Annotated in this window: 24 protein-coding genes and 1 pseudogene; 11 read left to right on the top strand and 14 right to left on the bottom strand. The window is 63.1% G+C overall.

Features of this window, described 5'->3' with window-relative positions:
* Positions 1-236: 236 nt before the first annotated feature.
* Positions 237-452 (bottom strand): YciI family protein, encoded by a 216-nt coding sequence (locus tag NKJ94_RS24685; RefSeq protein ID WP_352528694.1) that lies wholly within the window; start codon positions 450-452, stop codon positions 237-239.
* 48 nt (positions 453-500) lie between these two features.
* A complete protein-coding gene (locus tag NKJ94_RS24680; protein ID WP_352528692.1) occupies positions 501-1,337 on the bottom strand; it encodes an oxidoreductase in 837 nt (278 codons plus the stop codon).
* Positions 1,338-1,434: 97 nt separating this feature from the next.
* On the opposite strand from NKJ94_RS24680, the gene NKJ94_RS24675 reads away from it, so the two are divergent.
* Entirely contained in the window at positions 1,435-2,028 is a 594-nt protein-coding gene (locus tag NKJ94_RS24675; protein ID WP_352528690.1) for a TetR/AcrR family transcriptional regulator, read from the top strand.
* A 106-nt stretch (positions 2,029-2,134) separates the two neighbouring features.
* Here the strand turns inward: NKJ94_RS24675 and NKJ94_RS24670 are convergent.
* The 3 genes and pseudogenes from NKJ94_RS24670 to NKJ94_RS24660 form a co-directional block, all read right to left on the bottom strand.
* A pseudogene (locus NKJ94_RS24670) lies at positions 2,135-2,947 on the bottom strand (C40 family peptidase).
* Positions 2,948-2,988: 41 nt separating this feature from the next.
* Complete coding sequence (locus NKJ94_RS24665; RefSeq protein WP_352528689.1) at positions 2,989-3,933, bottom strand: CHAD domain-containing protein; 945 nt, start codon at positions 3,931-3,933, stop codon at positions 2,989-2,991.
* Positions 3,930-4,403, bottom strand: coding sequence for a CYTH domain-containing protein (locus NKJ94_RS24660; protein ID WP_352528688.1), 474 nt, complete (start codon positions 4,401-4,403; stop codon positions 3,930-3,932). The genes NKJ94_RS24665 and NKJ94_RS24660 overlap by 4 nt, the downstream gene beginning before the upstream one ends.
* 92 nt (positions 4,404-4,495) lie before the next feature.
* Between NKJ94_RS24660 and NKJ94_RS24655 the strand changes: the two genes are divergently transcribed.
* The 4 genes from NKJ94_RS24655 to NKJ94_RS24640 are packed head-to-tail and all read left to right on the top strand — an operon-like array spanning position 4,496 to position 8,224.
* A complete protein-coding gene (locus NKJ94_RS24655) occupies positions 4,496-5,212 on the top strand; it encodes a CerR family C-terminal domain-containing protein (RefSeq protein WP_352528687.1) in 717 nt (238 codons plus the stop codon).
* Positions 5,209-6,162 (top strand): HlyD family secretion protein, encoded by a 954-nt coding sequence (locus NKJ94_RS24650; RefSeq protein ID WP_352528686.1) that lies wholly within the window; start codon positions 5,209-5,211, stop codon positions 6,160-6,162. The genes NKJ94_RS24655 and NKJ94_RS24650 overlap by 4 nt, the downstream gene beginning before the upstream one ends.
* A complete protein-coding gene (locus tag NKJ94_RS24645; protein WP_352528685.1) occupies positions 6,159-7,079 on the top strand; it encodes an ABC transporter ATP-binding protein in 921 nt (306 codons plus the stop codon). The genes NKJ94_RS24650 and NKJ94_RS24645 overlap by 4 nt, the downstream gene beginning before the upstream one ends.
* 8 nt (positions 7,080-7,087) lie before the next feature.
* Entirely contained in the window at positions 7,088-8,224 is a 1,137-nt protein-coding gene (locus NKJ94_RS24640; protein ID WP_352528706.1) for an ABC transporter permease, read from the top strand.
* A 49-nt stretch (positions 8,225-8,273) separates the two neighbouring features.
* Here NKJ94_RS24640 and NKJ94_RS24635 read toward each other — a convergent pair whose 3' ends face one another.
* The 4 genes from NKJ94_RS24635 to NKJ94_RS24620 all read right to left on the bottom strand — a co-directional run bounded on the left by NKJ94_RS24635 (position 8,274) and on the right by NKJ94_RS24620 (position 12,332).
* On the bottom strand, positions 8,274-9,944 hold the full coding sequence (locus tag NKJ94_RS24635; protein ID WP_352528683.1) for an FAD-dependent oxidoreductase: 1,671 nt from the start codon (positions 9,942-9,944) through the stop codon (positions 8,274-8,276).
* A 140-nt stretch (positions 9,945-10,084) separates the two neighbouring features.
* On the bottom strand, positions 10,085-10,738 hold the full coding sequence (locus NKJ94_RS24630) for a glutathione S-transferase family protein (protein WP_352528681.1): 654 nt from the start codon (positions 10,736-10,738) through the stop codon (positions 10,085-10,087).
* A 93-nt stretch (positions 10,739-10,831) separates the two neighbouring features.
* Entirely contained in the window at positions 10,832-11,806 is a 975-nt protein-coding gene (locus tag NKJ94_RS24625) for a threonine/serine dehydratase family protein (RefSeq protein ID WP_352528679.1), read from the bottom strand.
* Positions 11,807-12,014: 208 nt separating this feature from the next.
* Positions 12,015-12,332: a hypothetical protein gene (locus NKJ94_RS24620; RefSeq protein ID WP_352528677.1), complete on the bottom strand. Its 318-nt coding sequence runs from the start codon at positions 12,330-12,332 to the stop codon at positions 12,015-12,017.
* 179 nt (positions 12,333-12,511) lie between these two features.
* Between NKJ94_RS24620 and mbfA the strand changes: the two genes are divergently transcribed.
* Complete coding sequence (gene mbfA, locus NKJ94_RS24615) at positions 12,512-13,495, top strand: iron exporter MbfA (RefSeq protein WP_352528675.1); 984 nt, start codon at positions 12,512-12,514, stop codon at positions 13,493-13,495.
* A gap of 6 nt (positions 13,496-13,501) precedes the next feature.
* On the opposite strand, the gene NKJ94_RS24610 is transcribed toward mbfA, so the two are convergent.
* Both NKJ94_RS24610 and NKJ94_RS24605 read right to left on the bottom strand, forming a co-directional pair.
* A complete protein-coding gene (locus NKJ94_RS24610) occupies positions 13,502-13,846 on the bottom strand; it encodes an antibiotic biosynthesis monooxygenase family protein (RefSeq protein WP_352528673.1) in 345 nt (114 codons plus the stop codon).
* A complete protein-coding gene (locus NKJ94_RS24605; protein ID WP_352528671.1) occupies positions 13,843-14,175 on the bottom strand; it encodes an NIPSNAP family protein in 333 nt (110 codons plus the stop codon). The genes NKJ94_RS24610 and NKJ94_RS24605 overlap by 4 nt, the downstream gene beginning before the upstream one ends.
* Positions 14,176-14,278: 103 nt before the next feature.
* On the opposite strand from NKJ94_RS24605, the gene NKJ94_RS24600 reads away from it, so the two are divergent.
* Together NKJ94_RS24600 and NKJ94_RS24595 are read left to right on the top strand one after the other, a co-directional pair.
* A complete protein-coding gene (locus NKJ94_RS24600; RefSeq protein ID WP_352528669.1) occupies positions 14,279-14,428 on the top strand; it encodes a hypothetical protein in 150 nt (49 codons plus the stop codon).
* Positions 14,429-14,554: 126 nt separating this feature from the next.
* Complete coding sequence (locus NKJ94_RS24595; RefSeq protein WP_352528667.1) at positions 14,555-15,229, top strand: ArsR/SmtB family transcription factor; 675 nt, start codon at positions 14,555-14,557, stop codon at positions 15,227-15,229.
* Positions 15,230-15,246: 17 nt separating this feature from the next.
* On the opposite strand, the gene ligD is transcribed toward NKJ94_RS24595, so the two are convergent.
* The 3 genes from ligD to NKJ94_RS24580 form a co-directional block, all read right to left on the bottom strand.
* A complete protein-coding gene (gene ligD, locus NKJ94_RS24590) occupies positions 15,247-17,751 on the bottom strand; it encodes a DNA ligase D (protein WP_352528665.1) in 2,505 nt (834 codons plus the stop codon).
* Positions 17,752-17,760: 9 nt separating this feature from the next.
* On the bottom strand, positions 17,761-18,612 hold the full coding sequence (gene ku, locus NKJ94_RS24585; protein ID WP_352528663.1) for a non-homologous end joining protein Ku: 852 nt from the start codon (positions 18,610-18,612) through the stop codon (positions 17,761-17,763).
* Positions 18,613-18,732: 120 nt separating this feature from the next.
* The gene (locus tag NKJ94_RS24580; protein WP_352528661.1) at positions 18,733-19,239 is read right to left on the bottom strand and encodes a YciE/YciF ferroxidase family protein; all 507 of its coding nucleotides are present in this window, start codon (positions 19,237-19,239) and stop codon (positions 18,733-18,735) included.
* 405 nt (positions 19,240-19,644) lie between these two features.
* Here NKJ94_RS24580 and NKJ94_RS24575 point away from each other — a divergent pair, with 405 nt between their 5' ends.
* The 3 genes from NKJ94_RS24575 to NKJ94_RS24565 all read left to right on the top strand — a co-directional run bounded on the left by NKJ94_RS24575 (position 19,645) and on the right by NKJ94_RS24565 (position 20,987).
* A complete protein-coding gene (locus NKJ94_RS24575; RefSeq protein ID WP_023718851.1) occupies positions 19,645-19,791 on the top strand; it encodes a hypothetical protein in 147 nt (48 codons plus the stop codon).
* A 194-nt stretch (positions 19,792-19,985) separates the two neighbouring features.
* Complete coding sequence (locus tag NKJ94_RS24570) at positions 19,986-20,429, top strand: thiol-disulfide oxidoreductase DCC family protein (protein WP_352528659.1); 444 nt, start codon at positions 19,986-19,988, stop codon at positions 20,427-20,429.
* 63 nt (positions 20,430-20,492) lie between these two features.
* Entirely contained in the window at positions 20,493-20,987 is a 495-nt protein-coding gene (locus tag NKJ94_RS24565) for a saccharopine dehydrogenase NADP-binding domain-containing protein (protein WP_352528657.1), read from the top strand.
* Positions 20,988-20,996 lie beyond the last annotated feature (9 nt).

Below are 20,996 nucleotides of genomic sequence, written 5' to 3'. Positions count from 1 at the left end.
ACTATGCTGTATTGCTCGACGGACCGCCTCTGTCGTCGTGGCGCGGCCGTGTAGAATCTGTCCCATAGCGCGTCCTTTGATTCGGACGACAATGGTGCGCCATTAAAACCTGAGATCAAACATCTAGACAATGCACGAGGGCACAGTCGAACGGCGTTAGCCGCGTGTCCTTAGATGAAGCATTGGATGAACCTCATAGTGCCCGGTGCCGCCCTGTATGATGGGATCCTCCGAAGTCATCGCCTCATGTCCTGGTCATCGTCGACCTGGTAGAGCGACAGACCATAGCCACCGGCTGGATCGAGCACCGGGCCATGGGCGACGATTGTCCCCTTGCCGAGGAGCCGATCCAGAAAGGCACCATGCTGCTTCATCAATTCGCCTTCATCGGCACTCATCGTCGCCAGGAAGTCGGAGCGAGGCGGAATAAACTTGGCTAGATAGTACTTCATCGTTGGCTCTCGCTTATTTGGTTGCCTGGCGACGCAGCGATTCAGATATCAAGCAGGCAGGTTCATCTGCTTGCGAAAGCTCTTCTCAAAGGACTTTTCGGGAACAAAGCGTCGCATGAAGCGGAGACGGCCTGCCGTCTTTCCAGGCGTGTACCGAATTCGCGGCGTCTTTTCGGTGGCTGCCTGCACCACTTTGTCGGCCACGGCTTCCACCGGGTCGCCGCCTGCGATGCCCTTGCGCCAGGTCGAATTCATCGCTGTGCGCCCCTTTTCATAGACGCTCGAAATCCGGTCAGGTTGTTCCGCGTTCTCTTCCAGCCCGGTGCGAGTGAATGCGGGCTCTACCACGGAAACGCGGATCCCCAATGTACGAAGTTCGTGATCAAGCGACTCGGAATAGCGTTCGACGGCATGTTTGGTGGCGTTGTAGAGAGCCGTGAACGGTCCGGGCAGGAAACCGGCCACCGAACTGATGTTGATGATCCGGCCCTTGCCCTGGCTGCGCATGATGGACAGGACTTCATTGGTCATGCGAAGGATGCCGAAGACATTTACATCAAACAGCTTCTGGGCCCGACCCACCGATGATTCCTCGGCGCCGCCGATCAAGCTCCGGCCGGCATTGTTGACGAGCACGTCGATCCGACCTGCACGAGCGACGACCTCCTTGACCGCATGCTTGACTGACGCGTCGTCAGTCACGTCGCAGCGGATCATCTGGATGCCCTGACGTACCTCATTGGGCGGAGCCCGACGGCTGGTGCCGAATACCCGATAGCCCGCGCGGATGAGCGCAAGCCCGACCGCATGCCCGATGCCGCCCCAGGCGCCGGTTATGAGCGCAACCTTTTCATCGGTTGCGCGCGATTTGACAACCATCATCATTGTCAAGCGACCATCGCGTGTCTTGCATCGAGGCCGGATGACAAACGTCGCGTCGCGTCTTATATGTCGCTCATCATCAATAGCGAGGGGTGCCGTCGTGAAGGTACGCAAGGAGACGGTCGAGCAGAATCGCGAGCGGGTAATCGACACCGCCGCGATGCTCTTGCGCGAACGAGGGATCGACGGCATCGGCATCGCCGACCTGATGCACGCTGCAGGGCTTACCCATGGAGGTTTCTACCGACAGTTCAAGTCGAAGAACGACCTCGTCGTTCAGGCCGTGAAACGCGCCTATGCCAGCATAAACGATGATCTCCGTCAGCGCATGGACGCCACTCCCGACACGCCGCTAGAGACGCTCGTGCGGTACTACGTCTCGGACTATCATCGTGATGATCCGGGGCACGGGTGCAGCCTCACGGCACTCGCGGCCGATGCGGCCCGGCGCGACGATCCAGCGCTTCGATCCTTCTTCGGAAGCATCGTCGGCAACTATATCGAGCTGCTCACCACACTAGTGCCCGCAAGTGACCGAAAGGCCAAGCGCAGTGCCGCGATCGCCATTCTCGCTGAAATGGTCGGATCGATCATCCTCTCCCGCGTCGTGCCCGATCCGACGCTTTCCGGCGAGATCATCGAAACAGTCTCGAACGACCTCGTGAGGCGCCATCCGGCTTCGACGCCTGCATGAACGGGGGCGCCGTTTCCTGTGCCGGTCAGCCCGCATCCACGCGACGCCGCTCACGGGGCACCAACCGACTCACTGCCGCAAAGGCGCGGCCTCTGTCGGCTAGCCGCTACTCTGCGGCTTTTGTCTCGATATCGGCAATCTTCGGCTTCTCGTCCCAGACCATCTGCCGATAGTCGAAGCCGTATTCCAGCGTCGGCTTGACGATGCGGAAATAGGGCGACAGGTCGAAATCGCGCGGCGTGTAGAGCGAGTGGTGGCGGATGTGCAGGATTTCCTTGCGCGAATAGCTCGATTGGGCCGACGCGCGACCGGGCGCGCGGGTAATCTCGGGCAGGATCGGGTAGCGGATCTGGCCATGGGCTCGGCGATCAGCGAAGAGCAGATGGCGCGTGTCGGGTCGCCGGAACCGAAAGCCAGCATGCGGCGGCGCCAGCGCACCGGGACCGGCGGCGTCGGCAGGAAGTAGCGCAGCATATCGAATATGTTCTTGAGATCGTATTCTCAAGCCAAGCCTGCCGATCATGAAGGCGACCACAATGTCGCGATCCTCGGGAGCCAGGCCGCTGGCCCGGCAGATGCGCGTATTATAGGTGCGATAACGCGACAGCGGCACGGCGATGCAGCCCTCGCCGAGCGTGACCTCGATCAGCCGGCGCCGCTCCGACCCGTCCTCCGGCTCCAGCAACGCGTCGCCGACATAGAAGGCGGCATGCGACCAGGTCGACTGGGTGAGGTATTTGATCGCCGCCGAGACCTTTTGGTTGCCCTCGATGAGCAGGATGTCGCCGGGTTCGAGCGTGCGGCGCAGCGTTTCGGCATCGGACGGCGTGTAAGGCTCGTAGCCGGACGATTCCTCCTGCAGCCGACCGGCAAGCCAGTGGCCAAGTCGGTCCAGAAGCGTGTCGCCGGGCTCGGTCATGCCAGACGGCGATTAGCACAGGCCGGCAGCTTAGACTATGATCAGCCGGCGGCGGGCGCTCCGGTGTCTTCATGCGGCGCAGCTGTGAGATCTTCGCGCACCTTGCGGGCGAGCTTCCTCGTCGAGCGCTTCGGGCTGTCGCCGAAAAGCTCGGCCGCCTCGGCGAGACAGGTCTTTTTCAGGCTTTTTTCCGAGCGCTTCAGAAGCTTGCCGAGAACCCGCGTCTCTTCAGTGGGACCGAGCGGGTGATCGTCGGCAGCGAGAAGCGCGCGCATGACGAGCACATCGTGCAGTTCGCCGAGCCGCTCGCCCAATTCGTCGACGGCCTTGCGCCGGGTCTTGATCGGCGTCGGCCAAAGCCTGCCGAGCAGCGACAGATGCATGCCATGCGTCTTGGCCGCCTTGCGCAGATCGTGGAAATCATCGGCTTCGCCGCGCGAAGCGGCCTTGTCCAGCGCTTTCCTGGCGCGGCGCAAAGTGGTGCGTGCGCCTTCAGCAAGCACGTCGGCGGCCTGCTCCGGCTGGTCGGGCAGCGCGAGCCTGTCGATGCGGCTGATGCTCTCCAGGCAAGCGGCGATCGCAGCATCTATCGCAGCACCGAGATCGGCACCGGCATGCAGCATCTGCTGGCGGGCGACCAGCCTGTCGCGCACCGCATCGAGGCGGCCTTCGGCGCTCTGTTCCGGGAAGGCTGCTGCGAGCCGGTCGACGGTCTCTATCAGCGCGGTCGCCTCGCGGGGACCGGCAAGCTGGGCAGCGACATCCCGATAGCATTGGTTTTCATCCCAGCAGAATGTTTCGCCCCCGGAACGAACGAGGCGCAGCAGGGCGCGCGCGTTCTTCAGCCGCTTGCGGCACTTGTGCAGCGCCTGTTCGGGCCGGTCACGCGCCGCGTCCAGATGGACGAGCGCCTTGCCGACCTCCTCGGTGAGGATGCGCCTGACCTCGCCGGTCAGCGACATGCGCGGATCGATACGAAAGCTCATGCGACGATCTCCGGAATCCCCCCAAGGGCGAGCGACGCGTTATAAAATCTCGGCTCGCCGGTGACTTCGCGGCCGAGCCAATCTGGCAGCATTTCGTCCGGTACATCCTCCGGCGTCTCGAGTTCGGCGATCACCAGCCCCGCAAGCGCCCCGCCGAAGACATCGACTTCGTAGAGATAGCCGCGGTATCTAACATGGTGGCGTGTCTTCTCGATGACACGTCCGATGGCAAAGGCCTGCATCTCCTGCGCCTCCGCCAAAGGCACCGGATATTCGAATTCGTCGCGCTCGCGCGCCTGGCTGCCGAACTTGAGCGTCAGCTTGGCGGAGGCGTCATTGCTGATGCGCACACGCACCGTGCGGGTAGGCTCGGCGACAAGATAGAATTGACGGATATGGATGTCCGCCTCGACCATTCCCCGCCATTCCGCACCTGAGACCAGGAATTTACGCTCGATTTCCTTGCCCATGGCCGGGCACTAAAGCGCGCACGGCCAAAGTTGGCAAGCCGCTTGACCGCCGGCCGTTGACTTTAATCATTCGATTGATTAAACTGCTGGCCATGACCAAATCGCCCAGCGCCAGTGGCCTTCCTCATGAGGCACCCAAGACCGCCGCAGATATGACGCGGACGGCACTCGTGCGCGCGGCGCTGAAGCTGTTCGGACGCCAGGGTTTCGACGGCACGTCGACGCGCCAGATCGCGGCTGAGGCCAAGGCCAATATCGGCTCGATCGCCTATCATTTCGGCGGCAAGGAAGGACTCCGCAACGCAGCGGCCGACTACATCGTCGACACCATCCAGACCATTGCCGGCCAGGCGATCGGCAATCTGCAAGCGCCGGCCGCGGCATTGGCGGATCCCGAGGCTGCGCGGGCACATTTATCCGTCGCACTGGAGCGGATGGTCGCCTTCATCGCGGCAAGGCCGGAGGCCGGCGAGATTGTACAGTTCGTCCTGCGTGAGCTGTCGCATCCAACCGCCGCGCTCGACCGTATCTATGACGGCGTGTTCGAACCGGCGCATAACCGGCTCTGCCTGATCTGGGAACAGGCGACGGGCGAGCCGGCCGAGAGCGAGCGCACAAAACTCACCGTGTTCACGCTGATCGGCCAGGTCGTCTATTTCCGCATCGGCCGCGAGGCGGTTATGCGCCGCATGGGCTGGCGCGAGATCGGCAATGACGAGGCCGGCAAGATCGCGGCGGTGGTGACGGATAATCTCGGTGCGATTTTGGCTCGGCGCGATTTGGCTGCCCGGAAGGATCGTGGATCATGACCCTGCTCTGTTCTTTGCCGCTTGCCGCCCAGCTTTTCAGCGCCTGCGCGCCGGCAGCACCGCTCGCCGTTGGCTACGTCGAGGGCGATTATGTGCTGCTCGCGCCGATCGAGGTGGCGCAGGTCGAGACGATTGCGGTCAAGCGAGGCGACCGCGTCGCGCCCGGCACGCCGGTGGTGACGCTGGAAAACGCCGACGCCAAGATCGCCATCGCGCAAGCCGAGGCGGCCCTTGCGCAAGCTCAGGCGCAACTCGCCGATCTGCAGGTCGGCAAACGGCCGGAAGAGATCGCGGTGCTCAAGGCGCAGGTCGACATGGCCAAGGCGCAAGCCGCCGACTCCAAACGCAGATACACCCGCGCCAGCGATTTGTTCAAACGCGGCACCGGCACGCAGGCCGACTACGACACGGCTTCCGCGGCTCTGGAGACGGCCAACGCGCAGGTCGGCCAGGCGGAGGCCAATCTCGCGGTCGGCGGGCTGCCGGCACGGCCGGAGACGATCAAGGCCGCCGACAATCAGGTCAGGCAGGCGCAATCGGCGCTGGAGCAAGCGCAATGGCGGCTGTCGAAGCGCGTGCTCACAGCGCCCTCGCCTGGCCGTGTCAACGACGTCATCCGCAATCCGGGCGACACGGCCGGGCCGACGGCACCGGTCATTTCGATGCTGCCGGACGGCGCGGTGAAGCTCAGCGTCTATGTGCCGGAAAGCGCGTTCTCGTCGGTCAAGGTCGGCACGCTGCTCAACGTCCATTGCGACGGCTGCGGGTCGGGCGTGAAGGCACGCGTCAGCTATGTGTCGCCGGATCCGGAATTCACGCCGCCGGTGATCTACTCGCTCGAAACCCGGCAAAAGCTGGTCTATCTGGTCGAGGCCCGGCCGGAGGGCGACGCCAGCGCATTACAGCCCGGGCAGATCGTCGACGTCGATCTGGCGGACATCGGAAAATGAACGTCATCGACGTGCACGGCCTGGTCAAGCGCTTCGGCGACAACACCGTCGTCGACCATGTGACGATGGCGGTGGCCGAAGGCGAGATCGTCGGTTTTCTCGGCCCGAACGGCTCGGGCAAGACGACGACCATCCGCATCATGTGCGGGTTGCTGACGCCGGATGAAGGCGAAGGCACGGTTCTGGGCTTCAACATCCGCACCGACAGCCTGAGGATCAAGCGCGAAGTCGGCTATATGACGCAGAGATTCTCATTCTACGAGGACCTGACCATCGGCGAGAACCTCGAATTCGTGGCGCGGCTCTACCGGCTGAAGCCACTCGACGAGCATGTCGGCAGGACGCTTGAGGAACTCGGCCTGACATCACGCAGGAACCAGCTGGCCGGCACCTTGTCCGGCGGCTGGAAACAGCGGCTGGCGCTGGCCGCCTGCATCATGCACAAGCCGAAACTGCTGCTGCTCGACGAGCCGACGGCGGGCGTCGACCCGAAAGCCAGGCGCGAATTCTGGGACGAGATCCACCGGCTGGCGAGCGGCGGGCTGACCGTGCTGGTCTCCACCCATTACATGGACGAGGCCGAGCGCTGCCACCGCATCAGCTACATCTCCTACGGCAAGATGCTGGCCACCGGCACGGTCGAGGACGTGGTGAGGAATGCCGGGCTGACCACGTTCGTCCTGCAGGGGCCGCAGCTCGACCAGGTCGCGGCCGCACTTCATGGCCGCCCAGGCGTCGACCAGGTGGCACCGTTTGGCGCGACGCTGCATGTCGTCGGCTCCGACAAGAACAGGCTGGAAGCAGCACTTGCCGATGTCGAGAAGGAGCACAAGGGCGTGACGGTGACCCCCGGCGAGACCAGCCTGGAGGACGTGTTCATCCAGTTCATGTCCGGCTCGAAGGACAATATGAGATGAAAAATGGGATAAACGGCGTGTTTTCCTTTGCCAGGCTCGGCGCGCTGCTGATCAAGGAGTTCATCCAGATGCGGCGCGACCGCATCACCTTCGCCATGATGCTGGGGGTGCCGCTGATGCAGCTGGTGCTGTTCGGCTATGCCATCAACAACGATCCGAAGAGCCTGCCGGCGGCTTTGGTGGCGATGAGCAGCGATCCTTACACGCGGGCCATGGTTTCGGCGTTGCAGACCACCGGCTATTACCGCTTCGACCGTGTCGCGCAAAGTGCAGCCGAAGCGGAATTCCTGATGGCGCGGGGCGACGTCGCCTTCGTCGTCACCATCCCCGCCGATTTTGCCCGGCGGGTCGAGCGTGGCGACAGCCCGCAGATCCTGATCGAGGCCGATGCCACCGACCCGGCCGTCGCCAGCGGCGCCATCTCTACCCTCGGCACCGTCGCCAACCAGGCGCTGCTAAGGGCCCGCGGCATGCAGGAGACGGCGGCCGAAAATGCCAAGGGCCAGCTCCAGGTCGTGGTGCACCGGCGCTACAATCCGGAGGGCATCTCGCAATATAACATCGTGCCCGGCCTGCTCGGCGTCATCCTGCAGATGACGATGGTGATGATGACCTCGATCGCGCTGACGCGCGAGACCGAGCGCGGCACGATGGAGAACCTTCTGGCGATGCCGTCCAGCCCGCTCGAGATCATGCTGGGCAAGGTACTGCCCTATCTGGCGGTCGGCGCCGTGCAGGTGCTGGTGGTGCTGGCGGCCTCGAAGCTGCTGTTTGCCATTCCCTTCACCGGGTCGATGTCGCTGCTGTTGACGGCGGTCCTGATCTTCGTCCTGGCGCTGGTGCTGCTTGGCTACACGATCTCGACGATCGCCCGCACGCAGATGCAGGCGCTGCAGCTCACCTTCTTCTTCTTCCTGCCGTCGATCATGCTATCCGGCTTCATGTTTCCCTATCGCGGCATGCCGGACTGGGCGCAGGTCTTCGGCGAGGTGCTGCCGCTGACGCATTTCCTGCGCATTATCCGCGCGGTGATGCTGAAGGGCGCCGAGCTGCCGGCGGTCGCAACGGAGATCGGCTGGCTGGTCGTGTTCGTGGCGCTGTTCGCCGGCGTAGCACTGGTGCGGTTCCGCCGGACGCTGGATTAATGCATGTCGCCCAAAAGTGCGCAGCGGTTTGGGACGTTGCCGGTCCTGTCTAGCTTTGGCCGCGGCGCGCCTTCTCTTCATTCGCCAGATATTGGTGAACGAACGCGATCGCCATGCTGCCCTCGCCGACCGCTGACGCAACCCGCTTGACCGGGCTCAGGCGCACGTCGCCGCAGGCAAAGACGCCGGGCGCGCTGGTCTCGAGCAGATAGGGGTCGCGGTCGAGCGACCAGCCCCCGGCCTTCTTCACATCGTCCCCGGTCAGCACGTAGCCGCGTGCATCGCGCACGACATCGGCCGGCAGCCACTCGGTCTCCGCATTGGCGCCGATGAAAACGAACAGCCCGCCGCAATCGTGCCGGCTCACCTCGTTGCTGGCCTTATCGAGAATGTCGATCGCCGTCAGGTGAGTCTCGCCGTGCACGGCCTGGACTTCGGAGCGAAGCTGGACTTTTACGTTTGATTTCGCCCTGAGCTGCTCGATCAAATAGTGAGACATGCTGTCTGCAAGGGAGGGGCCGCGCACGAGCAGCGTCACTGAGCGCGCATGGCCGGAAAAATGCAGCGCCGCCTGGCCGGCCGAGTTGCCGGCGCCGATCAGGAACACGTCCAGCCCATGGGTGGTGTTGGCCTCGCTGCGCGCGGCCCCATAATAGACACCCTTGCCGATGAGCCGGTCGAACCCGGCTATGCCGAGCCGGCGCCATGTCACGCCTGTCGCAAGGATAAGGCTGCGCGCCCGCACGACATCGGTGCCGTCGAGAAACAGGTCGTGCGTGGCCGGATCGATGCCGGCGACCGAGCGGGTGACCAAGATTTCGGCGCCCAGCCGCCGCGCCTGCTGCAGCGCGCGGCTGGCCAGTTCGTCGCCGGAAATTCCGCTGGGAAAACCGAGATAGTTCTCGATCCGCGACGATGTCCCGGCCTGGCCGCCAGGCGCCTCGCGCTCGACGACGATGGTACGCAGCCCCTCGGATGCGCCATAGACCGCCGCCGCAAGGCCGGCCGGCCCGCCGCCGATGATCGCGACATCGTATTCGGTGCCGCGCGGGCGCGTCTGCAGCCCGAGGCGAATGGCAAGATCGCGCACGGCCGGACTTTCCATGATCTCTCCGTCCGCCAGCCGGGCGACGGGACCGTCGTGCGCCGGCCGGCCCGCGGCGGACCAGAAAGCCTCGGCATCCGCTGTGTCGGGCAACAGCCAGGTGAACGAGATCTGGTTGCGGGCCAGAAACCGGCGCAGGTCGCCACACGCCGTGTCCCAGCGATGGCCGACCAAAGTCACGCGCGGCTTCTGCGGCTCGGCGGTGATGCTCTGCAGCCCGCCCATCCGCTCACGGGCAAGCGCGCTGACCTTCTGGGCGACGTCCTTCGAAACCGCTGCGATGGAATAATAATGCTGAACCTCGATGCGCATGACGCGGGACGGTTCGGCGGCGCGATAGCCGCCTGGAAAACCCGAGCCCAGCGCAATCGGCACCTCGCCGAAGATCGTTCCCGGCAGACGCCAGCCGAGCGTCCGCTCGATCCCGTCGAAAGTCTTCACGACTTCGATCTTGCCGGCGAGAACCGCAAACAGCGCAGCCTCTCCGCCCTCGTGAACCGCGAACTCTCCGGCGCTGAGATGAAGGTCGGCCGCCGTCCGCGCCAGCCGCTCCAGCTCGGCCGCCGGCAAACCCGAAAACAACGGGATCGCTCCCACTTCATCAACTGTCAGCATGGCCCCTCGCGGCAGCCAGTTAGCGTTTTTTCCCGTTTTGATCAACAGAAAAGGGCGGGGTCTCGCCTTGGCGGGTCGTGAAGCAGCGCTTTGAAAGCGCATCGGGTTGTGCCGATATGCACGATCGTTCGGATCGAGATTCATGCAGGCTTGGCCTGACCCGGGACCGCCGCCAATTCAGGCGCATTGAGTCCTTTGAAGGGGTCGCGCCAAGCGTCGATTTCTTCAAGCTGGCGATACCAGCGGCTGACCGAAGGGTAATCATCGAGCGGCAATCGGGCGACATCGTTGAAGGGCAGAAACGTCGCCATTCGAAAGTCGGCATAGGAAACCGAATTTCCGACCAGCCATTCTCGCTCGGAAAGCTCGGCCTCAAGTATTGCAGCGGCGGTGCTGAAGTCCCTCATGCCCTCCTCAACCCGCGCCTGATCGATCGGGCCGAGCCCATAGCGCTGTTTGGTCCCGCGTTCGAAATGCACGACATCGCAGGCTCTTGCGAAGTTCTCTTTGCCCCAACTAAGCCATCGGATCATTTCGGGCTCGTCGTTGCCGGTGCGCCAGAGATCCGAATGCGCGTCGCGCGAAAGCCGGCAGGCTATGGCGTCGGCCTCCCAGAGGCTCTTCCCCAGGCCAACAAGTATGGGCAAGGAGAGATTCGGATTGAGCGCACGAAATCGCTCGGCCTGCCCCGGCGCGAAGGGGGAGGCGAATTCAAACTCGACCTTCGCGTTGAGATAACGTGCCACCGCGACCGCCAGGCGAGGATTGGGATTGCGGCTGAAGAACAGTTTCATTGATCTCAGTCTTTGAATGGTACCGGTTCGACTGGATGCGCAATGGACGCTCGAGCACTTTGAAACGGCACATGACCTGGAACTGGTGCCATCTTAGCCGGCAGCAATGATCTCGGCATAGGTGCTGAAATCGACATTGCCGCCGGAGAGCACCACGGCAATGTATTTCCCGGCAAGGTCGATCTCGCCTGACGACAGCGCGGCCAAGCCGACGCAGCCGCCGGGTTCGACCACCAGCTTGAGATAAGCCATCGCGTCGCGCATCGCCTGGGCCACCGCCCTGTCGGAAACAGCGATGGCGCCGGCGAGGTTCTTGCGGTTGATCTCGAAAGTGATCGCGCCCGGCTCGGCGACGAGAAGGGCATCGCAGATCGAGACATGGCCGGGCTCGTTCGACACCCTGGCGCCTTTGATCAGCGAGCGGCCTGTGTCGTCGAAATGCTCGGGTTCCACGGCCCAGACGGCGGTGCCCGGCGAGGCGTCCTTGACCGCGATCGAGATGCCGCTGCTCAAGCCGCCACCGCCACAGGGAATCACCACCGCATCGAGGCTGACGCCAAGCGCTTTCGCTTGCGCCATCAATTCGAGGCCGATCGTGCCTTGGCCCGCGATGATGGCCGGATCGTCGTAGGGCGGCACCAGGACCATGCCCTTTTCCACGTAAGAACGGACGACGGCAGTACGATCGTCGCGGACCCGGTCGAAGGTGATCACTTCCGCGCCCATCTTCCTGACATTGCCGACCTTCATCGCCGGTGCATCGGTGGGCATGGCGATAACGGCTCTGACGCCGAACATCGCCGCCGAGGCAGCGACGCCTTGCGCGTGATTGCCCGACGAGAAGGCGACGACGCCACGACTGCGTTCTTCCGCTGAGAGCGAGGAGAGCTTGTTGTAGGCGCCGCGGAACTTAAACGAGCCGGTGCGCTGCAATGTCTCGGGCTTGAACAGAATTCTGGCGCCAAAGCGCTTGTTCAGCTCCGGTGATTCGATCAGCGGCGTTTCGACAATCAGTCCAGACAATCGGACTGCTGCGCTGCGGATATCGGCAATGCCTGGAGAGATCATGGCGAGGTCCTGCAAGAAATGAGACCATCTATGGTGCACGGAAAGGGAGGCCGCGCACCAATGAAAAAATGTGACCGTTACAATTCGTCTTTGGGCAGGAAAGGGCGCGCACCTGTCACCTACCGCCTCCCCGGCCCTCCGCTATGGCTCCGGGCATTCGTCGCTTCAATCGATAAATCGTTGTCGAATGATCGGCTTCGCCGACCGCTCACCCCAACAGCGTTTTTCGCCGTTTGGCGCCGCCCATCTTGCGCCAGGTGTTAAAGCGATGGGTGGCGGCGGCGAAGGAGATCTTCATCTGCTGGGCGACCGAATAGCGCGACTTGCCCTCGTCGAACAGACGATAGCAGCATTCGACGCCCTCCTCTGTCAGCTTGCCGTCGGGAGCCTTGTTATGCGGATTGGCGGGATCGAATTTTTCGACCTGCAGCTCGACCAAGCCTTTCAGGCGCTGCAGGTCCGCCTCGATGTTGGCGATGAGATCGAGAACGGGCTTGGGATCAAACGGGTGCTGTTTTGCCGGCATCTGCGGGTTCCTTTCTCTTGGTTCAGATTCGGTTATATAGGTGAACGTTTGCCGATAGCAACGACGGCCTGTTCGGTTTCGAAGTCGGTACGTTTGAGCAGATGAGTGAAGCGCGCACGATTGACCGGGGATGTGCGAGGCCCTAGTTTAGAACTCTTCTAAACTAGGGTGAATTTCTCATGCTTTCCCGCGTTTTCGGCTTTGGCCGCCGTCCCTTCGAATCGCTCTCGGAACAGGAGATCCTGGCGCTCGCCATCTCCTCCGAGGAGGATGACGGGCGCATTTATCGCGCCTATGCCGACGGGCTGGCAGAGGGCTTTCCGCAATCGGCCAAGGTGTTCGAGGAGATGGCGGAGGAAGAGGACGGCCATCGCGACTCGCTGATCGAGCTTTACCGCAAGCGTTTCGGCGAGCGCATACCGCTGATCCGGCGCGAGCATGTGAAGGGCTATTACGAGCGCAAGCCGGACTGGCTGGTGAGGCCGCTCGGCATCGATCATGTGCGCAGCCAAGCCGAGGCCATGGAGCGGCAGGCCTACCTGTTCTATGTCGAGGCAGCCAAACGCACAGGCGATGCCTCGACGAGAAAGCTGCTCGACGATCTGGCGGTCGCCGAACAAGGCCACGAGACGCTGGCGCAGCGGCTGGAGCAAAAGCATGTACCGGGCGCGGTCAAGGACGAAGAGGCGGCGGCCGAGCAGCGCCAGTTCATCCTGACCTACGTGCAGCCCGGGCTGGCAGGGCTGATGGATGGCTCGGTGTCGACGCTCGCACCGATCTTTGCCGCGGCCTTTGCCACGCATGACACGTTCCAGACCTTTCTGGTCGGGCTTGCCGCCTCGATCGGCGCCGGCATCTCGATGGGCTTCACCGAAGTGGCCTCTGACGACGGCAAGCTATCCGGCCGCGGCTCGCCGGCAAAACGCGGGCTGACCGTCGGCGTCATGACGACGCTGGGCGGGCTCGGCCACGCGCTGCCCTATCTCATCCCGCTTTTCTGGACGGCGACGATTGTCGCCGCGGTCGTGGTGTTCTTCGAGCTTTGGACGATCGCCTTCGTGCAGAATCGCTACATGCAGACGCCATTCTGGCGCGCCGCCTTTCAGGTGGTGCTGGGTGGCGCGCTGGTGTTTGCGGCAGGGGTGCTGATCGGGAATGCCTAGCAGTCCCTACCCATTCACCGCCCGGCTATCTGCTGGCGCCTCGGCGCGTTCAGTCAGGCCGTAGTCGCGTATGACGTGGGCGATGCGCAAACGGTAGCCGGCAAAGATGCCGCTGCGCCCGGCCTTCTGCGCCTGCCGATGTTCCTCCATGTTGCGCCAGGCCTTCACCGCCTCCTCGTCCCGCCAGAACGACAGCGACAGGATGCGGTTCGGATCGGCAAGGCTCTGGAAGCGCTCGATCGACAGAAAACCGTCTATGCCGTCGAGCAGCGGCCGCAGCTCGGCGGCGATGCCGAGATAGGCGTCGCGTTTGCCCGCCGCCGGCTCGACCTCGAAAATGACCGCGATCATGGCTTCACCAAAGGAGCATGGGGCCCGGAGGCCAGCTTGAGGAAGATGCGATCCTCCTTCAGGATGAATCTTTCCCGTCGGGCGAACTCATAATTCGCCTTGCCGGCGGGATCGGCGGCGAGCCGAGCCCGATAGGCTTCGTAGGCCGCCAGACTGTCGATATTATACGCGGCATAGGCCGTGGTCGCCGAGCCTTCATGCGGCGCGAAATAGCCGATAAGATCGGCGCCGCAGCGCGGGATCGCCTGCCCCCAATTGCGGGCATATTTCTCGAACGCCGCTTTGCCGAACGGATCGATCTCATAGCGGATGAAGCAGGTAATGGTCATTTTCGCCCCCTTGGCGTGTGGATAGTTTCTTGCGACCACAGTTCGAGTTGGGTCGAAACGTTCCGAAGATCGATGTGCTAGGCAATTTCCCTCGCAGTCAGGCTTGCCAGAAGGATTTCGCGCATTCGCGACGGACGTCTTCGGCAGTGAGGCCAAGGTCACGCAGCAGATGATCGTCGATCTCGGCGAGGTCGCTGCAAATGGCGGTCGTACCACCGCGCCAGGAGCCGCAGCCGCAAGCGGCGCAAGGTGATGAACGGCCGGCGATCGAAGCGGCCGGCGGGCGCGGCGTCGAGAATGGTTCTTGTCATCGTCGTCTCCTTGATCCGGGCCGAGAATAATGGTTACCTGACGAGAATGCTTCGATGAGGAACGAACAATGCGTGAAGGACCCGACATAGCCCGCATCGCCAGCCTGGTCGGCGATCCGGCGCGTGCAAACATGCTCACCGCGTTGATGGGTGGCACCGCACTGACGGCGAGCGAACTGGCACTCGAGGCCAGCGTGTCGCTGCCAACCGCCAGCTCGCATCTGTCGAAATTGATGGAAGGCGGGCTGCTGACGGTGGCGAGCCAGGGACGGCACCGCTATTACGGCCTCGCCGGGCCGCAGGTGGCTGAGATGATCGAGGCGATCACTGGCGTCGCTGCTGCTGTCGGGCCGCAGCGGGTGCGGCCCGGCCCACGCGACGCGGCCATGCGCGTGGCACGGGTCTGCTACGACCACCTCGCCGGTGAGCAGGCGGTGGCGATGCTGGACCGTCTTGTCGCTCGACAAGTGCTCCTGCGCGACGACAAGGAGATCCGACTTGGGCCGTCAGCCGCCTCACATTTCGCCGCGATCGGCATCGATGTCGAGAGCAAGGCGCGGCGACCGGTGTGCCGGGCCTGCCTCGACTGGAGCGTGCGGCGTTCGCACCTCGCCGGCACGCTGGGCGCCGCCATTCTCGATAAGATTCTCGCTGAGAAATGGGCGCGGCGCGAGAAGGACAGCCGTGCCGTGATCTTTTCACCCGTAGGCAAGCAGGCCTTCCAGAAGACATTTCTCGCCTGACGGCTCGCTTCGATGCGCTAGCCGCGCTTGAGCAGCTTGGCCTGCTTGAAAAAGTCCGTCCAGGGATCGGCTTGTCCGAGTCGCTTCAGCGTCGTCTTGTCGCCGATCGGAAAGGCGTTCGGCGGCAATCCGGCCTCGATCTCCGCCCAGGTCACCGGCATGGATACTGTGGCGCCCTTCTTGGCGCGTGACGAATAAGGAGCGACCGTGGTCGCGCCGCGGCCATTGCGCAGATAGTCGACGAATATCCTGCCGGTGCGCGCCTTCTTCGACAGTGTCGCCGTGTAGCGGTCGGGTGCGGCCTGTTCGAGGGCGCGGGCGAACTCATGGGCGAAGCCCTTTACCTCGTCCCAACCTGCCGACGGCTTCAGCGGCACGACGACATGATAGCCCTTGCCGCCTGACGTCTTGACGAAATTCGGCAGGGACAGCTCGTCGAGCCGGCCGCGGATATCGAGCGCCGCGGCACGCACCGCCTTCACGTCGACGCCCTCGTCCGGATCGAGATCGAAGATAATCTGGTCGGGCTTCTCCAATTCGTCTGTGGTGCACCCCCAGATGTGGATTTCGACCACGCCGAGCTGCACCAGGGCCACGACACCGTCGAAATCGCGAATGAACAATATCTCCTCGCCGTCGGTTGGATCCTTCATCACGGCGATCTTGTCGTGCATGCCGGCCGAGGCATGTTTCTGGAAGAAGCGCTGGCCGCCAACGCCGTCCGGCGCCCGCACGAGGCTGAGCGGCCGGTTGATGACGAATTGCTTCATGCGCGGCCAGACCAGCGCGTAATGGTCGACCAGATCCTGCTTCGACACCTCCTCCTCAGGCCACAGAAGTTTGTCCGGGCGAGACAGCGTGACCGAGGTTTTCGCCGTCCCGGCGGGTTTGGCGGGCTTTGCCTTGGACTGCTCTGCCGGAGCTGAGCGTGCTTTCGGTTTCTCCTGCACGACTTCCTCCGCCGGCTTGTCCTCGCGCAGTCCCTGGAACGACGCGTGGCGTATTATACGGTCCGACGTCCAGCTGCGAAACTCCACCTCGCCGACAAGTTCGGGCTTGACCCAGACCAGCCCCTTGCCCCTTGGCACCGCCCTGTCGAAGGGCGAGGTCGTCGTCTTCAGCGCATCGAGCCTCTTCTTCAGCTCGTTGGTGCTTTTGGCCGTGAAGCCGGTGCCGACGCGGCCGGCATAGCGCAGCTTGCCGCCCTCGTGATAGCCGACCAGCAGCGAGCGTAGGCCGCGCCCGGTCTTGTCCGACGGCATATAGCCGCCGATGACGAATTCCTGGCGCGCCGTGCATTTCGATTTCACCCAGGAGGGAACGCGGCCGCTGCGGTAGGGCGCATCGGCGCGCTTGGAGACGACGCCTTCGAGCCCCAGGCGGCAAGCATGCTCCAGCATGATCTTGCCGGGCTCGGCAAAGTGCTCGCTGAAGCGCAGCGCCGAATCCTCGGCCTCTTCGGCGAGCAGGCTGCGCAGCCTTTCCTTGCGCTCGACCAGCGGCTCGGAACGGATGTCCTCACCATCGAGACGCAACAGGTCGAAGACGTAGTAGATGAAACGATCGGTCCGGCCTGCCGACAGATCTTGCTGCAGCAGCGAGAAAGACGAGACGCCGTTATCCGCCAGCACGACGATTTCGCCGTCGATGATGGCGTCGGTGCATTTCAGGCCCCCGAGTGCGGCGACGATCGCGCCACCGAATTTGTCGGTCCAGTCGAGGCCGGTGCGTGTCAAAAGCCGCACCTCTGTACCGGCAAGCTGCGCCTGCATGCGATAGCCGTCGAACTTCACCTCATGAAGCCAGTCCTTGCCGGGCGGGGCGTCCCGCTCCAGCGTGGCAAGCGCCGGTTCGATGAATTCGAGCCGCCTTGCCGTCACGGCCTTCGCCTTGCCGGTGGCCGGCCTGTTGGATTGCCAGACCCTCGGCTTCTTGCCATCAGCCGTCTTGCCTTCGCCGACCTCCTCGATGGTCAGGCCGGATTTCACCGATTGTGGCGCCTCCTGCAGAATATCCTCGCCGGGACGTGCGGCGGCATCGTCGGACTTGATCAGCAACCAGTTGTCGCGCTTTTCGCCGGGGCGCGGCTTCAGCCGCACCAGATGCCAGGCGCCGTGCAGCTTATGGCCGTGCAGTTCGAAGTTGATATGGCCTTTCTTCATCGCCTTTGCCGGGTCGCCTTCGGGGACCCATGTGCCCTCGTCCCAGACAATGACCGAGCCGCCGCCATATTGGCCCTTTGGGATAGTGCCTTCGAACGGCGCATAGTCGATTGGGTGGTCCTCGACATGCACGGCGAGCCGCTTCTCGTGCGGGTCGAGGCTCGGGCCTCGCGTCACCGCCCAGCTCCACAGCACGCCGCCATACTCAAGGCGAAGGTCGTAATGAAGCCTGGTGGCGGCATGCTTGTGGATGACGAAGATGCAACCCGGCTCGGCTTTCTTGCCGCGCGAAACCTTGCCGGCCGGTTCGGCGGTTTTCTTGAAATCGCGCTTGGCGTGATATTGTTCGAGGCCGACCATGGGCTGATCCTAAGCCGATTTGCGCCGGGCGGCTTTCGGTTTGGCACCTTTTGCCGGCTGCCCGGCCTTTGGCGGCGCGCCGGCCTCCGAGGAGAGGCTCTTCTTCAGTGCATCGAAGAGATTGACGACGTTGGAGGGCCGCGGCTCTGCCTTGGTCTTCGGTGCCTTCTTGCCGGCCTTCTTGGCGCGGACCAGCTCGATCAGCGCGTTCTCGTATTTGTCTTCGAATTCGGAAGGGTCGAATTTCGCCTGTTTCTCATCGATGATGTGCTCGGCTAGCCTGATCATCTCGGTGTCGGTCTTCACCGGCTTGATGTCGCCGAACACCATCTCCGGCCTGCGCACCGTGTCGCCATAGCGCAGCGTCGTCAGCAGCAGGCCCTTGCCCAGCGGCTCGATGACCACCGGACGTTCGCGGCGGTAGAGCACGATGCGGGCAAGGCCCGCCGTCTTCTTGGCGGCCATGGCGTCGCGGATGACGGCGAAGGCCTCTTCCGAAACGTCGTCCGCCGGCGTCACATAATAGGGCGTATCGAGATAGATCTGCTGGATCGAGGATTTTTCGACGAAACCATCGAGGCTCATCGTATGCGAGGATTCGATCTGCACGGCTTCGATCTCCTCCTCCTCGATTTGGACGAAATCGCCGTCGCCGATCTCGTAGCCCTTGATCTCGTCGCCTTCATCGAGCGGCTTGCCGCCTGCCGAATCGACATAGACGCGCTTGACGGTGTTGCCGGTCTTGCGGTTGAGCACGCGGAACGAGACTTTCTCGGCGTGTGTGACGACATTGGTCAGTTCGACGGCGCAGGTGACCAGCGAAAGCTTGAGATACCCTCTCCAGGCGGGGCGCGGCGCCATGACAAACTCCCTGCGCGACAACATTCAACCGAGAACGAGCAAAGTCCGTTCAGGTTCCGGCGGTGCAAAAGGCAAGCCCAAGCTTTCGGGCCCGGGCTTGCCTTGAACTCGATCGCGGCCTTACTCGGCGGCCTGCAGGTTGATCTTGCTTTCCGCCATCTCGGTGAGCTTGCGGTCAGTCGCCTGCTCTTCCTTGATATTGTTGGCCAGGACATTGGCGCAGTCGCTGCGGCCAAGCTGCTTGGCCCAGGCTATCAGCGTGCCGTAACGGGTTATCTCATAATGCTCGACCGCTTGCGCGGAGGCGATCAGGGCGGCATCGAGAACGTCCTTGTCGTCGATGTCGCCGCTGACTTCATCGGCCTCCTCGAGAATGCCGTCGATGGCCGGACAGTTGACCGTCTTGGCCTTCACGCCATGCAGTTCGAACACCTGCTCGACACGCTCGATATGGCCCTTGGTCTGGCCGAGGTGCTTCTCCAGGCCGGCTTTCAACTGCGGATTGGTCGCCTTGTCGATCATCTTCGGCAGCGATTTCTCGATCTGTTTTTCGGCGTAGTAGATGTCGCGCAGCGTGTGCACGAAGAGATCGTCGAGTGTTTTGATATCTTTCGAAAAGAAGCCCATGGCTTTTGCCTTTCCATTGCTCTTGCTGTTTCGGATTTTGGGCTGCGGCTCAACCTGAGCACCGCAGCCTGCGGAACCGGTCGTCCCGCACTGGGAAATCAACGTGCGGGCTGACGGGCCGGTTCCTGGTTTTCCGGCCGCGTGCACGGAAATTTCGCGGTGGCAGCAAAAGTGAAACAAACCCGCGCCTCGGCGACATCAGGCGAAACATATGTGATGCAAAAGTCACACTAGGCGAAATGCCGACGGACTGCACGGAAACACCGCGAATCAGCCGCATTCCAGCCATGAACAAAGGCATTTTCGACCAGAGATTAACATCGCGTTCACCGACTATTCACGCCTGGACGCTATGATCCCCGCAATTCGGAAGGGACATCCGAAACGGGACAGGGACCGAGTAAAATGAGCTTCTGGAATCAAATCGCCGGCTATGCTGCCGCCATCCGCGAATTCGTCGCGCCGACCTATCGGCCCGAGCGCTATTACATGCGCGGCCCAGGCCCCGCCTGCGCGCGCCGCGGCAACACGCTTGGGATCAGCGTGCACTGATGATGACCACGGAAAGCCGTCACGACAGCCGGATCTGCCGGCCTGACGCCGACAACCGGTCAACGACCTATCGCGCCGAGCGCCCTGCGCTGACCGACAGACGGCGTGCGACAACGCCAAGGTTCTAACATTCCGGGCTTTGATCCAGCCGCCGGCAGGCCTAGTTTCATCTGACACCAGCTGTCAGGCGCCACGTGACCGTCAAGCCGAACCATTCTCCTGAACCGCCGGAATTCGATGCAAGTCGCCCGTTGATCGTGTTCGACGGCGTCTGCGTGTTGTGCTCGGGCTTTGTGCGCATGGTGGTGAAGCTCGACCGCAAGGGCCACTTCCATTTCGTAACGGCGCAGTCGCCGCTCGGCGAGATGCTGTTCAAGAAATACGGGCTGCGGACGGATAGCTACGAGACCAATCTCGTCATCGTCGATGGCGCCGCTTTCACCCGCCTGGACAGTTTCGTTGCCGTCATGGCCGAACTCGGCTGGCCGTGGCGGGCGGCGCGGGTCCTGCTGCTGTTGCCGCGCCAGCTTCGCGACTGGCTCTACGACCGCATCGCAAAGAACCGCTACGCCCTGTTTGGCAAAAAGGACAGCTGTGAAATCCCTTCCGCCGAGGTCAGGGCAAGGTTGATCGGCTAGGGTTCGTTGCCCTCGCCGGACGTAGCGAGCGGGTGGCGCGCCGGCACTTTGGGGGAACTGCGAATGAAGGTTCTTATAGTCGGCGGCTATGGCACCTTTGGTGGCCGTATCGTCGAGCTGCTTGAGGACGAGCCGCGTCTGATCCTGATCGTCGCCGGGCGTTCGCTTGCCAGGGCCGATGCCTATTGCAAGAAGCGCGCCCCTACAGAAGCCCGGCTGGTGCCGGCGTTGTTCGACCGCGATGGCGATCTCGCCGCGCAGTTCGCTGCGCTGCGGCCCAACATTGTGGTCGACGCGAGCGGTCCGTTCCAGGCCTATGGTGAAGGACGCTATCGTCTGATCGAGGCCTGCATCGCTCAGCGCGTCAACTATCTCGATCTTGCCGACGGCTCGGATTTCGTCGCCGGTGTCTCTACGTTCGACGAGGCGGCGCGAAACGCCGGGATCTTTGTGCTGTCCGGAGTGTCGAGCTTTCCGGTGCTGACGGCGGCAGTGGTGCGTCACCTGTCGTCAGATCTGGCGCCGGTAGACAGCATTCGCGGCGGCATCGCGCCGTAGCCCTTTGCC

The organism is Mesorhizobium sp. M0060 (genome assembly GCF_040323155.1).
Classification (GTDB): Bacteria; Pseudomonadota; Alphaproteobacteria; order Rhizobiales; family Rhizobiaceae; genus Mesorhizobium.
This window is presented reverse-complemented; position numbering and strand designations above follow the sequence as displayed.

Coding starts and splice junctions, on each gene's coding strand:
- NKJ94_RS24685 (WP_352528694.1), bottom strand. CDS start 452: ATGAAGTACTATCTAGCCAAGTTTATTCCGCCTCGCTCCGACTTCCTG.
- NKJ94_RS24680 (WP_352528692.1), bottom strand. CDS start 1,337: ATGATGATGGTTGTCAAATCGCGCGCAACCGATGAAAAGGTTGCGCTC.
- NKJ94_RS24665 (WP_352528689.1), bottom strand. CDS start 3,933: ATGAGCTTTCGTATCGATCCGCGCATGTCGCTGACCGGCGAGGTCAGG.
- NKJ94_RS24660 (WP_352528688.1), bottom strand. CDS start 4,403: ATGGGCAAGGAAATCGAGCGTAAATTCCTGGTCTCAGGTGCGGAATGG.
- NKJ94_RS24655 (WP_352528687.1), top strand. CDS start 4,496: ATGACCAAATCGCCCAGCGCCAGTGGCCTTCCTCATGAGGCACCCAAG.
- NKJ94_RS24650 (WP_352528686.1), top strand. CDS start 5,209: ATGACCCTGCTCTGTTCTTTGCCGCTTGCCGCCCAGCTTTTCAGCGCC.
- NKJ94_RS24645 (WP_352528685.1), top strand. CDS start 6,159: ATGAACGTCATCGACGTGCACGGCCTGGTCAAGCGCTTCGGCGACAAC.
- NKJ94_RS24635 (WP_352528683.1), bottom strand. CDS start 9,944: ATGCTGACAGTTGATGAAGTGGGAGCGATCCCGTTGTTTTCGGGTTTG.
- NKJ94_RS24630 (WP_352528681.1), bottom strand. CDS start 10,738: ATGAAACTGTTCTTCAGCCGCAATCCCAATCCTCGCCTGGCGGTCGCG.
- NKJ94_RS24625 (WP_352528679.1), bottom strand. CDS start 11,806: ATGATCTCTCCAGGCATTGCCGATATCCGCAGCGCAGCAGTCCGATTG.
- NKJ94_RS24620 (WP_352528677.1), bottom strand. CDS start 12,332: ATGCCGGCAAAACAGCACCCGTTTGATCCCAAGCCCGTTCTCGATCTC.
- mbfA (WP_352528675.1), top strand. CDS start 12,512: ATGCTTTCCCGCGTTTTCGGCTTTGGCCGCCGTCCCTTCGAATCGCTC.
- NKJ94_RS24610 (WP_352528673.1), bottom strand. CDS start 13,846: ATGATCGCGGTCATTTTCGAGGTCGAGCCGGCGGCGGGCAAACGCGAC.
- NKJ94_RS24605 (WP_352528671.1), bottom strand. CDS start 14,175: ATGACCATTACCTGCTTCATCCGCTATGAGATCGATCCGTTCGGCAAA.
- NKJ94_RS24595 (WP_352528667.1), top strand. CDS start 14,555: ATGCGTGAAGGACCCGACATAGCCCGCATCGCCAGCCTGGTCGGCGAT.
- ligD (WP_352528665.1), bottom strand. CDS start 17,751: ATGGTCGGCCTCGAACAATATCACGCCAAGCGCGATTTCAAGAAAACC.
- ku (WP_352528663.1), bottom strand. CDS start 18,612: ATGGCGCCGCGCCCCGCCTGGAGAGGGTATCTCAAGCTTTCGCTGGTC.
- NKJ94_RS24580 (WP_352528661.1), bottom strand. CDS start 19,239: ATGGGCTTCTTTTCGAAAGATATCAAAACACTCGACGATCTCTTCGTG.
- NKJ94_RS24575 (WP_023718851.1), top strand. CDS start 19,645: ATGAGCTTCTGGAATCAAATCGCCGGCTATGCTGCCGCCATCCGCGAA.
- NKJ94_RS24565 (WP_352528657.1), top strand. CDS start 20,493: ATGAAGGTTCTTATAGTCGGCGGCTATGGCACCTTTGGTGGCCGTATC.